This is a genomic window from Micromonospora sp. BRA006-A, from assembly GCF_033433935.1.
Lineage (GTDB): Bacteria > Actinomycetota > Actinomycetes > Mycobacteriales > Micromonosporaceae > Micromonospora > Micromonospora aurantiaca.
On sequence record NZ_JANCLW010000001.1, the window covers coordinates 6,457,061 to 6,471,555 of the forward strand.

Annotated in this window: 8 protein-coding genes and 1 pseudogene; 4 read left to right on the forward strand and 5 right to left on the reverse strand. The window is 74.3% G+C overall.

Features of this window, described 5'->3' with window-relative positions; all coding sequences use genetic code 11:
• Positions 1–10 precede the first annotated feature (10 nt).
• Positions 11–1,189, forward strand: a complete 1,179-nt coding sequence (locus NMK34_RS29620; RefSeq protein WP_318336460.1) for a glycosyltransferase family 4 protein — start codon at positions 11–13, stop codon at positions 1,187–1,189.
• Here the strand turns inward: NMK34_RS29620 and NMK34_RS29625 are convergent.
• The 3 genes from NMK34_RS29625 to NMK34_RS29635 are packed head-to-tail and all read right to left on the reverse strand — an operon-like array spanning position 1,174 to position 4,990.
• Positions 1,174–1,368 carry a hypothetical protein gene (locus NMK34_RS29625; protein ID WP_318336065.1) on the reverse strand — a complete coding sequence of 65 codons (195 nt, stop codon included), beginning with the start codon at positions 1,366–1,368 and terminating at the stop codon, positions 1,174–1,176. The genes NMK34_RS29620 and NMK34_RS29625 overlap by 16 nt on opposite strands.
• A gap of 35 nt (positions 1,369–1,403) precedes the next feature.
• Positions 1,404–3,113, reverse strand: a complete 1,710-nt coding sequence (locus NMK34_RS29630; protein WP_318336066.1) for a hypothetical protein — start codon at positions 3,111–3,113, stop codon at positions 1,404–1,406.
• Positions 3,113–4,990 carry a hypothetical protein gene (locus tag NMK34_RS29635; protein WP_412098972.1) on the reverse strand — a complete coding sequence of 626 codons (1,878 nt, stop codon included), beginning with the start codon at positions 4,988–4,990 and terminating at the stop codon, positions 3,113–3,115. Before NMK34_RS29635 ends, NMK34_RS29630 begins: the two co-directional genes overlap by 1 nt.
• Before the next feature lie 169 nt (positions 4,991–5,159).
• Here NMK34_RS29635 and NMK34_RS29640 point away from each other — a divergent pair, with 169 nt between their 5' ends.
• Entirely contained in the window at positions 5,160–9,683 is a 4,524-nt protein-coding gene (locus NMK34_RS29640; protein WP_318336068.1) for an alpha-(1->3)-arabinofuranosyltransferase family protein, read from the forward strand.
• Complete coding sequence (locus NMK34_RS29645) at positions 9,659–10,963, forward strand: lipopolysaccharide biosynthesis protein (RefSeq protein ID WP_412098973.1); 1,305 nt, start codon at positions 9,659–9,661, stop codon at positions 10,961–10,963. Before NMK34_RS29640 ends, NMK34_RS29645 begins: the two co-directional genes overlap by 25 nt.
• Here the strand turns inward: NMK34_RS29645 and nudC are convergent.
• Positions 10,854–11,777: pseudogene (nudC, locus tag NMK34_RS29650) on the reverse strand (NAD(+) diphosphatase); the annotation flags it as partial. The gene NMK34_RS29645 and the pseudogene nudC sit on opposite strands and share 110 nt — an antisense overlap.
• Before the next feature lie 186 nt (positions 11,778–11,963).
• On the opposite strand from nudC, the gene NMK34_RS29655 reads away from it, so the two are divergent.
• Entirely contained in the window at positions 11,964–13,784 is a 1,821-nt protein-coding gene (locus NMK34_RS29655; protein ID WP_318336461.1) for a VanW family protein, read from the forward strand.
• Between the two features lie 58 nt (positions 13,785–13,842).
• On the opposite strand, the gene NMK34_RS29660 is transcribed toward NMK34_RS29655, so the two are convergent.
• The gene (locus NMK34_RS29660) at positions 13,843–14,469 is read right to left on the reverse strand and encodes an NADPH-dependent F420 reductase (RefSeq protein WP_318336070.1); all 627 of its coding nucleotides are present in this window, start codon (positions 14,467–14,469) and stop codon (positions 13,843–13,845) included.
• Positions 14,470–14,495 lie beyond the last annotated feature (26 nt).

The following is a 14,495-nucleotide window of genomic DNA, read 5'->3' on the forward strand; positions in this document are numbered from 1 at the left end:
TCGCTTCGGCATGCCCGGACACGTGCTGTTCCTCAACTGGCGAGACACTCGCAACCCCGAGGGCGGCGGTTCCGAGGTGTACGTGGAACGGATCGCCGCCGAGCTGGTGGCGCGCGGATTCCGCGCCACCCTGTTCTGCGCCGCGCACCGCGAGGCTCCCGCCGACGAGGTGAACGACGAGGGCATCCGGTTCGTCCGGCGCGGCGGCCGGCACACCGTCTACCTCTGGGCCGCGCTCTGCTACCTGGCCGGGGCGTTCGGCCTCGGCCCCCTCGCCGCGCGCCGGGGCGGCCGGCCGGACATCCTGGTCGACGTCTGCAACGGCCTGCCGTTCCTCTCCCCGCTCTGGGCCCGCCGCCCGGTGGTCAAGCTGATCCACCACGTGCACCGCGAGCAGTGGCCGGTGGTCCTGCCGCAGTGGGCCGCCCGGTTCGGCTGGTGGGTCGAGTCGTCGCTTGCGGTACGCGTCTACCGGCGCTGCCGGTACGTCACCGTGTCCGAGGCGACCCGGCGCGAACTCGCCACCCTCGGCGTACCGCCCGAGCAGGTCTCGGTGGTCTACAACGGCACGCCGGAGCTGCCCCGCACCGACGCCGAGCGCGCCCCGTTCCCGCTGCTCGTGACGCTCAACCGGCTGGTGCCGCACAAGCGGGTGGAGGTGGCGCTGCGCGCGGTCGCGGCGCTCGCCGACGAGCTGCCGCAGCTCCGGCTGGTGGTCGCCGGTCAGGGCTGGTGGGAGTCGCACCTGCGCGAGGTCGCCGACGAGCTGGACATCGCCGACCGGGTGGACTTCCGGGGCTTCGTGACGGAGGAGGAGAAGGCCGCGCTGCTCGCCTCGGCCTGGGTCGCCCTGACGCCGTCGCTGAAGGAGGGCTGGGGGCTGACGATCGTGGAGGCTGGCGCGGCGGGTACGCCGACAGTGGCGTTCCGGGAGGCGGGCGGCGTCGCGGAGGCGGTGGTCGACGGGCGTACCGGCCTGCTGGCCGACGACATCGACGACTACCTGGCGAAGGTGCGCGCGCTGCTGCACGACGACGGACTGCGCGCGGAGATGGGCGCTCAGGCCCGGCGGCACGCGGCGAACTTCACCTGGCCGGTGGCGGGGGAGCGCTTCGCGACCCTGCTGGAGACCGCGGACTCGCCCCGCCGGGTGCAGCGGCGGGGCGACCCGTCCTACCTGTTGCCGTAGACCTCGGGGGCGTACGGGTCCTGCTTCCCGGCCCGCTTGGCCGCCTCCGAGGCGCTGCGCGCCTCGGCCGCGGCCTCGTCCGCCGTGGCGGTCGCGGCGGCCGACAGCCCGCCGAGGGCCAGGATCCCCAGCAACGCCGCCACCAGGCCGGACACGACAAGGGTCAAAGCTCTACGCATGCCATTCCTCCGATGGTGAGACGTGCGAGCGGACGTTACCACGCAGTAGCTCGCCGGCGTAGGGTCGAAAAGGCGGCAGCCATGACCGCCAGAACGGCAGTTCCGCACGCCAGCACGACGAGCCAGCGGGCGGCTCCGGCCCGCTGCGGCGGCCCCGACGCCGCCGGGTTCCGGTAGAGGCTCAGCGATTCGCCCTCGTACCGGAGGTCGAGACCAGCCAGGACGGCCGGGTCCACTGTGCTCGGCGTGCCGTGCTGCACCACCACCCAGTCCACGCCGGTGGCCGAGACGGGCCGCCCCCCGGCGAGCACCCGGCGCACCTCGCGCAGGCGCGGATTCTCCCCGGCCACCGCCACGTCGTCGACCACCAGCGTGTCGTCGGTGAGCACGGTTCCCGGCAGGTAGCGGGGTGCCGGGTCGAGCACCACCCGGCCCGGGTTCCACGGATAGGCCCGGTAGGTGGTCAGCGGCAGGGCGAGCACCTCACCCGGGTCGTCGGGCAGGCGCTCGGCGACCGCCCGCCAGTCCGCCGGGTAGCGCACCGGGCTGATCCGGCCGGCCCCGCCGAACGCCAGGTCCGGCATCGCGGCCACGGGCAGGAGCAGCAGCCCGGCCAGCACGATCCCGCCGACCTCCCGGTCGATCCGGGCCACCAGCCGCTCGGCGCCGAGCGCCGCGCACACCACGAGCACGAGGGCGTACGGCGCGAGGAACTTCTGCCCGTCGCGGAGCAGTCCCGCGCCCGGCACGTGCGCCACCGCCCAGCTCAGCGCCGCGTTGCCGCCGGGCAGCACGGCGAGGGCGGCCAGCAGGTACCCGCCGCCGGCCAGCACGCCGAGCCGTACCGCCGCGCCCGCCGGCAGCCGGCGTCGCAGCAGGCCCGCGCCGACCAGCGCCAGGACCACGAGCACCACAGTCGCCAGCGGGGCCAGCGTGGTGGACCGGCTGGACGGGGTGGCCTGCACGTTCCAGATGCCGCCGGTGCCCGCGAGCGCCACCAGCGGGCCGGCCCAGTTCTCGGCGCGCGCCGCGAACGCCGCCACACCCGCCGGGTCGGACGTGCCACCCGCACCGGTGACCAGGGCCGCCACGATCCACGGGGCGTTCAGCAGCGCGACACCGCCCACCGCTACCGCCGACATCCGCAGCCGGGCCCGGTCCGCCGCCAGGACCAGCACCGTCGCCAGCGCGATCAGGCCGCCGGTCGGGGTGATCGCGGCGGGCGCGGCGAGCAGCACCACCCGGGCGAGCGCGCCGTCACGGCCAGCCCGCAGGTCCAGCGCCGCCCGCACCAGCCAGGGCAGTGCGGCGTACGCCAGCAGCAGCCCCCACTGCCCGATCAGCAGCCGCTCGGCCAGATACGGCGTCCACGCGTACGCCACGGCGGCGACCAGTCGCACCGCACGCCGCTGCGTCGGCACCAGCCGTCCGGCGCCCACGGCGGCGAACAGGACCGCACCGGCCAGCGCCACCCGCTGCACCACCCAGCCCGGCACGAGCTGCGTCACCAGCGAGACCAGCGCGTCCATCGGCACCGCCCGGGGCAGGCTCTGCGCCGGGGCCACCAGATCCCAGCTCAGCGGCTGCCGGGGAACGAACACCATGTCGTACCGCAGCGCATAGCCCGGTGCCGCGAGCGGCGCCAGGATGAACACGGTGGCGACGACCGCCACGAGGTACAGCGGCAGCGCCTCCCGCCACCGCCGGACCGCGGGGCCGCCGCCCTCGGCGCGACGTCCGGTCATTACGGCTTCGGCACCGCCCGGCCGATGGTGATCAGGTTGGTGCACAACCTGACTCCCGGCGTGTTCACCGTCAGCTCGACGGCGGACCCGGCGCCCTCCAGCATGAAGAACACGTCGTTCAGCCCGCTCTTGAGCGTGATCTCGCGGGTGGCGTCGCCGAGCTTGAACACCGCCGTCGAGTCGCCGGAGCTGACGTAGCCGAAGTGCACCACGTACGGCCACTCCACCAGGTAGCCGTCCATCGGGATCCGGGCGGTCCGGCCGCCCTCGGCCAGGTGCCCGCAGCCCTCCACGGTGCCGGGCGCGACCTTGCGTCCCTCGACCACCACCGGACGGATCCGGCCGTTCTCGTCGAACGTCGACGGCTTCTCGCTCATCGTCACGAACGTCGGCCGGCGCTGGGCCGGGCGGAAGAAGTGGGACTGGAGGTTGTCCGGCCAGAAGTACCCGGCCACCACCCGGTCCGGCACGATCGTGTCGAAGAAGACGGTGCCCGGCGGCGCGGCGGCCAGCTCGGCCTGCGTGGTGGCCAGGTAGTCCCGGCCGTGCTTGGTGCTCCAGTTGTCGCCGAACCGCGCGGTGCTCCACAGCGTGCCCACGCCGATGGTCGCCAGCAGCACCACCATCGAGACCAGGCCGACGGCGAAGGCGCCCGGCTCCCGCAGCACCGTCGGCAGCGGCCACGCGGACACGTCGTCCTCGTCGTGGTCCTTCATCCCGAGCAGCGCCACCCCGACGCAGATCGCGGCCACCAGCACCACGTCCGCGACGTAGCGGGGGACGACGCCGACCAGCGGCCCGAGCGGCCCGCCGAGCCGGGTCACCGCGAACAGCGCAGCGACCAGGCCGAGGTAGCAGGCGAGCAGCAGCCAGGCCCGCCCGGCGGACGGCCGCCGCCGCACGGTGACCACGATCAGCGCCGCGAGCACCGCCCAGGACAGCCACTTCGCGATGTCGTACGGGTCGGACAGCGGCGGCCCGTCACCGGCGTACGTCCAGCGCCACGGCCCGCCGAGCAGGCCCGGCACCACCGTGTCGCCGATCAGGTCGCCGAGGAAGGAGAAGACCTGCCCGACCGAGGTGGGCTCGTCCAGCCCTCGGGCCGGGCGGGTCAGGTAGTACGCCAGGTACGCCCCGGACAGCACGGTGAGCATCAGCCACGCCGGCCAGAACCGCACGACAGTGCTCACCAGGCTGCGCCACGCGCGGCCCTTGGTGAACAGGAACGCGGTCAGCAGGAACAGCAGCGGCACGATCAGCAGCGCCTTGGTGTCGAAGAGCAGGCCGAACACCACCCAGAACGCCACAAGCACGAGGTGCCGCATACGGCCGGTACGCACGTAGCGGACCTGGGCCGCCACCGCGAGGACCAGGGCGAGCTGCGGCGGCAGGACGAGCAGCCCGACCAGCCACAGCGACGACACCTCGAGGGTCAGCGGGCTGAACAGGAACAGGCTCAGCGGGACCAGCAGCCCCCAGCCGGGCCGCAGCAGGTCACGCAGCAGCCGGTAGAGGGCGATCCCCACCGCCGCCTGCCCGGCCGCCAGCAGCAGGATCCACGGCCAGCCGGCGAAACCGGCCGCCCGGACCATCAGCCACGCGACCGCCAGCCCGGCCGGCATGAGGTGGTTGTTGAAGGTGCCCAGCAGATAGTCCGGATCCAGGCGGGTGTCGAGCACCTGCGCGGCGATGACGAACTCGTCCTGTGAGAACCAGCCACGGGCGGCCAGCCCGGCGCGCGACGCGACGGACACGATGATGAGGGCGATCGCGACCGCGCGGACGCGGTCGGCGGCGATCCAGCGACCGATCGGTCCGGGTCCGTCGTCCTCCGCGCCGACGGCTGCCGGATGCGTCTCGGCCGCTGCTTGTGGCATTGACATGGTCGGCAGCCTGCCACACGCTTACACGCCGTGGGGACGGCCGTTCTCCTGATAACGCCTCGCCGCGCCCCCAGGTCGCCACTGCGCGTCCGGTCCGGATAACGTCGCGCGACACGCGTCATGTTGCAGGTGCGCGTACGGCCGGCGGAGACGGGAGCCGAAAATGCGTGCGGACGGGACGACAACGTCGCCGACGGGGACGGACACCCCCGCCCGGGAGACCGGCCGGGCCCGCCAGACGGCGCGACGGTTCCGGCACCTGACGATCTGCCTCGCGCTCACCGCCCTAGCCTTCCAGCAGGCACCCGGGCAGGTCGTACCGGACACGAAGGTCGACCTGAACGTCAATCCGGCGGGGTGGCTGCTGCGCTCGCTGCACCTGTGGGATCCCACCGGCACGTTCGGCCAGCTCCAGAACCAGGCGTACGGATATCTCTGGCCGATGGGCCCGTTCTTCCTGCTCGGGACGGAACTGGGCATCGCGCCGTGGATCGTCCAGCGGCTCTGGTGGGCGCTGCTGTTCTGCGTCGCGTACCTCGGTGTGGTGCGGCTGGCGGGGCGGCTCGGCATCGGCAGCCCCGCCGGCCGGATGATCGCCGGTGTCGCGTTCGCGCTGTCGCCGCGCATCCTGACCCAGCTCGGCTGGTCGTCGGTGGAGTCCTGGCCCAGCGCCGTCGCGCCGTGGGTGCTCATCCCGCTCGTGGGGCTCGCCCGGGGCGCCCGGCTGCGCCGCGCGGTCGCCGGGTCGGCGGTCGCCGTCGCCTGCGCGGGCGGCGTCAACGCCACAGCCGTCGCGGCGGTGGTGCCGCTCGCCCTGCTCTGGCTCGCCACGCTCCGGCCGTTGCGCCGCCGCGTCACCGCCCTCGCGGCCTGGTGCGGCGCGGTCGCCCTGGCCACCGCGTGGTGGCTGATCCCGCTGCTGGTCCTGGGCCGGTACAGCCCGCCGTTCCTGGACTACATCGAGACCGCCCGCAACACCACGAGCGTCACCGACGCGGTGACGACGCTGCGCGGTGCCTCCTACTGGGTCGCCTACCTGGCCTCCCCGTTCGGCGCGAACATCCCGGCCGGTGCCCGGCTGGCCAACGACACGCTGCTCGTGGTGGCCACCCTGGCGGTGGCCGCGCTCGGGGTGCTCGGCCTGTCCCGGCGCGGGATGCCGCACCGCCGGTTCCTCATCACCGGTCTGCTGGTCGGCGTCGCGCTCGTCGGACTCGGGCACACCGGCGACCTGCCGAACATCCTCGCCGGGCCGCAGCAGCAGTTCCTCGACGGCATCGGCGCCCCGCTGCGCAACGTGCACAAGTTCGACGTGCTGCTGCGCCTGCCGCTGGCGCTCGGCCTGGCGCACCTGGTCAGCCTCGCCGTACGCGCCGCCCGGACCGCGCCCGAGCAGCGTCGTGGCCGCGCCACGGCCCGAGCCTGGCTCACCGCCGGCACCGCGATGGTCGCGGTCGCGGGCGTCGCCTCACCGGCGCTCGCCGGTGGCCTCGCCACCCCGGGCGCGGTCAAGGACGTGCCCGGCTACTGGCACGAGGCCACCGACTGGCTGGACGCGAACACCGGACGCGGACGCGTGCTCGTCGTGCCCGGCGCGCGCTTCCCCACGTACGACTGGGGCAGCACCACCGACGAGATCGCCCAGCCGCTGCTGGACAGCCGGTGGGCGGTCCGCAACGCCATCCCGTTCACCCCGCCCGCCACGATCCGGCTGCTCGACGCGATCGAGTCGACGCTCGCCACCGGCGCCGGCTCGGCCGGCCTGGCCGACCTGCTCGCCCGCTCCGGGATCAGCCACGTCCTGTTCCGCGCCGACCTCGACCACGGCCGCTCGGACACGGCCCGCCCGGCGGTCGTCCGGCAGGCGCTGGAACGCTCACCCGGGCTGACCCGCGTCGTGTCCTTCGGTCCGGTACGCGGTGGCTCCGACACCCCTGACGAGTTCCGCGACCAGGGCCTGGACGTGCCCGGACGGGCGCTTGAGGTGTACCGGGTGGACCGGCCCGTCCAGCCGGTGGTCGCGTACGACCGCGACGACGTGACCACAGTCGTCGGCGGTCCCGAGTCGCTGCTCGAGCTGGCCGCCTCGGGCCAGCTCAGCGCCGCGCCCACGGTCCTGGCCGGCGACGTGAAGGCCGGCGAGACCAGCGGGCGGGTCGTGATGACCGACGGGCTGCGCCGGCGCGACGTCTCGTTCGGCCGGTTGCGCGACAACTCCTCCCAGACGCTCACCGCCGACGACACCTTCGCGGTGTCCGCGCCCGCGCACGACTACCTGCCCGACTGGGGGCCGGAGTGGTCGACGGTCGCGCGTTTCGAGGGCATCAGCGGGATCCGTGCCTCGTCCGCCCGCTCCCAGATCGACGCGACCGGCGGCACCCGGCCCGAATACCAGCCGTACGCGGCGATGGACGGGAACACCGCCACGTCCTGGCGGTCGGCGCCACACTCGCGCAGCGACAGGCAGTGGATCGAGGTGAACCTGGCGAACCCGACCCGGGTCACCCGGGTGGAGGTGTGGTTCGACCTGAAGGCCGACGCCCTGCCCACCACGGTCACCGTGACCGCCGGGTACGAGAGCCGCACCGTCGAGCAGTTCGGCGACCACATGGTCTTCGAGCTGCCCGGCGTGCATGCCACCCGCAAGGTCGAGGTCTCCGTGGACGCCGCGTTCGACCTGCGCCCGTTCGGTGACAAGTCGGTCGGCATCACCGAGATCAAGATTCCTGGCGTACAGACCGGCCGGACGCTCCAGCTGCCCGCCGCCCCCGCCACCGACCAGCCCGCCGGCGTGGTCGTGTCGGCGGCCCCGTCCACGCCCGCCTGTTTCACCGTCGACGGCCGGCCGCGCTGCTCCACCGACGCGATCCGCGGCTCGGAGGACGCCTCCACCATCGACCGCACCTTCACGCTGCCGATGGCCGGGACGTACGACGCGAAGCTGTGGGCCCGGCCGACCCCCGGCCCGGAGCTGAACGCCGCCCTGGACAAGCTGGTCGCCGACGCCCAGCCGTTGCGCCTCGCGCCGCAGGTCACCGCGTCCTCGACGGCGGTACCCGACCCGGCCGGCCGGCCCGGCGCGGTCCTCGACGGCGACCCGGCCACGACCTGGTCACCGGCGCTCAACGACGAGGCGCCGATCCTGCGCCTCACCTGGCTCGAACCGCAGGTCATCAGCAAGATCCGGTTCACCGTCGAGGAGGGGACCGCCGCCACCCGGCTCGGCAGCGTCCGGGTGGTCGGCAACGACGGGTTCCGCAGCAACCTGCTCACCAACGACGGCGTGCTCACGCTCGACCCGCCGATGCGGACCGACTCCATCACCATCCAGTTCCTCGACAAGCCGTCCGCGACCAGCACCGACCCGTACGGCCTGCGCCTGCCCGAGCCGCTGCCCATCGCCGTCGGCGAGGTGACGGTGCTGCCCCTCGGGACCACTGTCGCACCCCGCCCGGAGACGCCGCTGAAGCTGGCCTGCGGTTCCGGCCCGACGCTCCAGGTCGGTTCGTCCCGGATCACCACCACGCTCACCGGCACCGTCCGCGACCTGCTGGAACTGCGCGAGATGCCGGTCACCGCCTGCGGCCGTACCACGCCCGAGCAGCTCGACCTGGGCAGCGGCGAGCACCGCCTCGTCACCACCGCGAGCACGCTCGCCACCGCCACCCGCGTCGCACTGACGCCACGGACCGCGACGCCCGCCGCGGCGGCCACCGCCGGCGACATCGAGGTGGGTTCCTGGTCGGCCACCGAGCGTCGGGTACGGGTGTCCGAGCACTCCGTCGACCGGGTGCTCGCGGTCCGGGAGAACACAAACACCGGCTGGCAGGCGACCATCGGCGGCACGACGCTCACCCCGCTCGTGGTGGACGGCTGGCAGCAGGGCTGGATCCTTCCCGCCGGGGTCTCCGGGGACGTGGTGCTGCGCTTCACGCCGGACACCCCGTACCGGATGGGTCTGCTGCTCGGCGGTGTCCTGCTGGCGGTGGTGGTGCTGCTCGCGGTGCTGCCCGATCGCCGGCCCGCCGGGGATCGCGCGGTCGTCGTCGCACCGGCGGCCCGGCGGCGGCTCACCCGCTCGCTGCCGCTGCTGGCAGTCGGCGCCGCCGCGCTCGTGCTCCACAGCGGTCTGCTCGGCGCACTGCTGGTCGCGGCGGGCTTCATGCTCGCCGTACCCGGGCCGCGCCGCCTGCCCTGGACCGGTGACCCCCGGCGGGTCAGGAGGATCGCCCGGGCCGTCGAGACGTGGCTCCCCGGCGCGCTCGTGGTGCTCGCCGGATGGATCTACCTGGAATCGGGCGACAGGCACACCGACGCGCTGCCGCAACTCGTGACCGTCGCCGCGCTGGGTGCGCTCTGGCTCTCCACGACCGCCCGCCGACGACCCGTACGCCGGATCAGCCCGGCCTCGGCGGCGGCCGTGACCGTGCTGGCCCCCCGGGTGCCGGAGCCGGCCGGGCAGCCGACGCCCGTCCCCGCCCTCGCCGGGGCCGTCGCGGCTCCCACCGCCCACATCGACCCGGGCGCGGATCCTGATCGAGCGCCGGACCTCGACGCCGAGCCGGAGCCGGACCGGGATGCGGATCTGGACGGTCGCACCGAGCCCGACTCGGACGGGCGGCCGGGGCCGGATGCCGCGCCGGGACCGGACGGCGGACCGGCATCCCGCGTCTCGGAGATCACGTGAGCGAGGTCCGGCCGGGCCCCGAGCCGGCGGGCGGCCGGAGGACCGGGCTGGGGGCGGCGGGCGTCGCCGTCACGCTCGCCGGGGTCCTGGTGAACGGCCTGGCCTACCTGGTGCCGGTGCTCGCCGCCCGGAAGCTCGACGCGGACGACCTCGGCGCGCTCGCCACCGCCCTCGGCCTGGTCGCCATCGCCGGTGTGCCGGGGCTCGGCCTGCAACTCGCGGTCGCGGTACACCACGCCCGGCACGGCCCGTCCGACACCAGGCGGCTCACCGTGCTGACCGCCGCCCTCTGCGCGGGGGCGCTGCTGGTGGCGACGCCGGTCCTGGTCGCCGCGCTGGACCTGCCGACTGTGGTACCGGCGCTGCTGGCGGTCACCACCGCCTCGGTGGTGCTCTCGTCGCGTTCGCTCGGCGAACTGCAGGGCGGTCAGCGCTTCCTGCGGCTCGCCACCGCGATGGCGCTGCTGGCCGCCGCCCGCTACGGCGGGGTGATCGTGGGGCTGCTGCTCGGCGCGGGCCTGACCGGCGCACTCGGGATCGGTGCGCTCACCGCCGCGCTGGCGCCACCGGCGCTGGCCTGGCTCACCGGTACGCCCCGGCGTCCCTCGGCCATCCCGCGCCTGACCGTCGCCCAGGTGACCGCCGGGTGCGGCGCGACGCTGGCGATGCTCGTCGTCTCCTACGCCGACCTGCTGCTGGCCCGGCAACTGCTGCCGCCCTCGGGCTCCGGGGCGTACTCGGTGGGGACCGTCCTGACCAAGGGCGCGCTCTGGGCGCCGCAGGTCGCCGCCGTCCTGGCGCTGCCGCGCCTGGCCCGCGGGGACCGCCGCAGCCGCACCGTCGCGCTCGCGGTGACCGCTGCCTGCGGTCTGGTCCTGGTGGGCGCGTCGGCTGTCGCCGGCGGGCTGGCCTTCCGGCTCGTCGGCGGACCCGACTACACGGCGCTCGGCCGGTACGCGCCGCTGTTCGCCGCCGTCGGCGCGCTCTACGCGGTGACGTTCGTGCTGCTCAACGACCGCCTCGCCGGAGGCGTCAGGTGGGCGGCGGCGCCGCTGTGGTTCGGCACCGCCGCGCTGGTGACAGTCGCCGCGATCGTGCGCCCGCGTACCGTCGGCGGTCTCGTCGTCGCGGCCCTCGCCACCGCCGCGGTCACGACACTGCTGATGGCCGTGCCGGCGCGTCGGCGGACAGCCAGTCACCCAGCAACAGGTGATCGATCGAGTCCACCCGGCCCAGCGTCCGACCGGACGCGATCCGCTCCCGCAGCTCCGCCCGGGTGAACCAGCGCGCCTCCAGCAGCTCCACCCCGTCGACGCGGACCTGCTCGGAGGTGGCGACGGCCCGGAAGGCCACCATCAGACCGGCCGGGAACGGCCACGCCTGCGACCCCTGGTAGGTCACGCCGGTGACTGTCACCCCCGCCTCCTCCGCCAGCTCCCGGTGGACCGCGTCCTCCAGGCTCTCACCGACCTCGACGAACCCGGCGAGCGTCGAATAGGCCCCCTCGGCCGCGCCCGCGTGCCGGGCCAGCAGGCAGCGCTCCGGCGGGCCGGGCGCCTCGACGAGCACGATGACGGCCGGCTCGATCCGGGGGAACAGCAGCCGCCCGCAATCCGCGCCGGCACAGGTCCGGACGTGCCCGCCGGCACCAGCCACCGCCGCCGCCCCGCACGCGCCGCAGTATCGCTGCTGCCGGTGCCACGACAGCAACCCCCTGGCGTACGCCTGAACGGCCGCCCCGGCCGGGTCGAGCCGGCCGGCCAGCGCCCGCAGGTCGACGGCACGCGTCGCGGCGGCCGCCTCCACGGCCGCCCGCTCGCCCAGCGCGGACAGATCCGCGGCGAACACGGCGGCGTCCCCGTCGAGCCCGAGGAAGACGGTCTCGCCCGCGGCGGCCCGGACGGCCGACGCGCGCTCCCCGGTAAGCCGGACCGGGCCGTCCCCGTCGGCCAGGCAGCGGTCCCGCCACAGCGGCAGCACCACGCTCGCCGGATCGGTCAGCCGCTCGGCCAGCCAGTCCGCGTCGGTGCGCCGCGCCGCCGCCCGGTCCAGCCATCCGCCGCCGTACGCCGGCACCCGATCCTGTGTCCGCACCAGCTCACCGTGCCATGTTCCGCACCACGGCACGGCCCCGAAACGGGTGATCGGTGCGACACCGGCGGTCACCCGACACGACCGCCGGGCCGGACCCTCCCGGCGGGCCCGAGCGTTGGTTACCGTAGGTGTCTCCCGCGGGGGAAGCGGTCCCCGCGTGTACTTCCGATCGAGGTTGCAGTGACGATGTACGGCGAGAAGATGCCGGCTGCCGACGACCGTCCCACCATCAAGGTGGCGGCGGTGAGCTGGCCCGGCGTCGAGATGGAGCCGGTCGCCACACCACCCGGAGGCGGCGCGGCCAAGCCCGCACGCTCGCGACGGGCCCGGCTGCTGCTGGCCGGGGGGATCGTCGCGGCCGTGCTCGCCGGCGGTGTCGGCCTGGGCGCCTACGCGTACGCCGGCGACGTGCCCCGCGGCACCACGGTGCTCGGCACCGAGCTGGGCGGGCGGAGCAAGGCGGACGCCGCCCAGGCGCTCCGCGCCGAGCTGGAACGCCGGGCTGACACGCTCAACGCCCCGCTCCCGGTCGTCGTGGGTGAGAACAAGGCCGAGCTGAAGCCGTCCGAGGTGGGGCTCGCCATCGACGTGGACGCCACGGTGGCCGCCGCCGCCGAGGCCGACGCGCACGCGGTGAGCCGGCTCGTCGGCTCCCGTGCGGTCGAGCCGGTGGTCACCGTCGACCAGGCCAAGCTGGGTGCGGCCCTCCGCAAGGTGATGGGCGCGCAGGGGCGTGAGATGACCATGCCGGCGATCATCTGGACCGGCACCACACCGAAGCCGGTCTACCCGAAGCCCGCGCTGACGATCGACACCGACGGCGCCACGGCGGTGGTGAAGGCCGGGTGGCTGGCCGCCGAGCCGGTCACCGTGCCGCTCGTCGAGAAGTGGCCGGCGACCACCCGGGAGGAGGTGGACCGCCTCGTCGCCGAGCTGGCCCGGCCCGCGGTGGCCGCGCCGGTCACGCTCACCACCGACGGTGGCTCGGTCACCATCCCGCCCGCTGCCATCGCCCGCTCGCTGCGCTTCTCCGCCGACGACGCCGGCACGCTCACCCCGAAGGTCGACGTCAAGCGGCTGCGTACCGCGCTCGGGGACCAGCTGACCAAGCTCGAGGTCGAGCCGCGGGACGCCGGGCTGACGATCAGCGGCGGCAAGCCGAAGGTGCTGCCCAGCAAGGCCGGACGCCAGGTCGACGCCGCCGCGCTCGGCCCGGCGCTGCTCGCGGTGCTCCCGAAGACCGAGGGCCGTACGGTGACCGCCGAGCTGAAGCCGGCCGCCCCCGAGCTGACCGAGGCGGAGCTGGCGAAGCTCGGCATCAAGGAGCGGGTGTCGAGCTTCACCACCAACTTCACCGGCGGTCTCTCGTCGCCGCGCAGCCAGAACATCGTCCGCGCCGCGAAGGACGTGGACGGCGCGCTGGTCAAGCCGGGCGAGACGTTCTCGCTCAACGGGCACACCGGCGAACGCGGCTACGACCAGGGCTACAAGGACGCGCCGACGATCGTCGGCGGCAAGCTGGTGCCGGGTGTCGGCGGTGGCGTCTCCCAGTTCACCACCACGCTGTTCAACGCCACCTACTACGCCGGGCTGGAGGACGTCGAGCACAAGCCGCACTCGTTCTACTTCAGCCGCTACCCGGCGGTGATCGAGTCGACCATCTACTGGCCGCAGCTCGACTTCAAGTTCCGTAACAACACGCCCTACGGCGTCCTGATCGACACGTCGTACACGTCCAGCTCGATCACGGTCTCGATCTGGAGCACCAAGATCTACGACAGCGTGAAGACCGAGTACGGCCCGCGCCGCAACATCACCCAGCCGAAGACGGTCTACTTGACGCCGGGGCCGAGCTGCATCGCCGCGACCGGCAGCGTCGGGTTCGCCCAGGACGCGTACCGGGTCATCAAGAAGGACGGCAAGGTGTTCAAGCGGGAGAAGTTCAGCTGGCGCTACGATGCCGAGCCGCGCTTCATCTGCGCCCCGACGCCGGGCGGCGACGACTGATCCACCGAACGCCGAGAGGCCCCGCCGGACGCATCCGGCGGGGCCTCTTCCATGCTTGTCACGGCCGCGCGGCGGCCAGCCCTTCGCGTACGCCGTCGGCGTCCCGGTCAGTGCCGTAGACGGGCGTGTCCGGCTGCTGCCGCCAGCTCTCGTCCAGCGTGCCCGCGTCGACCGGGTCGAAGCCCAGCTCGTCCACCAGGCCCATGACGATCCGCTTGGCGTCCGCGTCGTCGCCGGCCACCGGCAGCGCGATCCGGCCCGCCGTGCCCGCCGGCTTGCCCTCGTCCATCAGGTGCGCGGCCTGGATGTTGTTGAAGACCTTCACCACCCGGGCGCCCTTGAGGTGGTCGGCGGTCCAGCGGCTGGAGCTGAGGCTACGGTCGAGCAGCTCGGCGATGTCGCCGTCCCGCTGGGGGTAGTAGTTGTTGGCGTCGACCACGAGCTTGCCGTCGAACAGCGCCGCGGGGAGCTGCGGCACCGCCTTCAGCGGGATCGCGATGACCACCAGCTCGGCGCCCTGCACGGCCTCCTCCACCGACACCGCCCGGGCGCCGGTCTCGGCGGCCAGGTCGGACAGGCTCTGTGGCCCGCGGGAGTTGGCCACCGCGACGTCGTGACCGAGTGAACGCAGACGACGGGTGAGGGTGCCCCCGATGTGCCCCGACCCGATGATTCCGATCTCCATGCCCACTCCTGTACCCCGTGCGGTCG

Bases quoted from the DNA above. Each gene is read 5' to 3' on its own strand.
- NMK34_RS29620 (WP_318336460.1), top strand. From the start codon at position 11: ATGCCCGGACACGTGCTGTTCCTCAACTGGCGAGACACTCGCAACCCC.
- NMK34_RS29625 (WP_318336065.1), bottom strand. From the start codon at position 1,368: ATGCGTAGAGCTTTGACCCTTGTCGTGTCCGGCCTGGTGGCGGCGTTG.
- NMK34_RS29630 (WP_318336066.1), bottom strand. From the start codon at position 3,113: ATGACCGGACGTCGCGCCGAGGGCGGCGGCCCCGCGGTCCGGCGGTGG.
- NMK34_RS29635 (WP_412098972.1), bottom strand. From the start codon at position 4,990: ATGCCACAAGCAGCGGCCGAGACGCATCCGGCAGCCGTCGGCGCGGAG.
- NMK34_RS29640 (WP_318336068.1), top strand. From the start codon at position 5,160: ATGCGTGCGGACGGGACGACAACGTCGCCGACGGGGACGGACACCCCC.
- NMK34_RS29655 (WP_318336461.1), top strand. From the start codon at position 11,964: ATGTACGGCGAGAAGATGCCGGCTGCCGACGACCGTCCCACCATCAAG.
- NMK34_RS29660 (WP_318336070.1), bottom strand. From the start codon at position 14,469: ATGGAGATCGGAATCATCGGGTCGGGGCACATCGGGGGCACCCTCACC.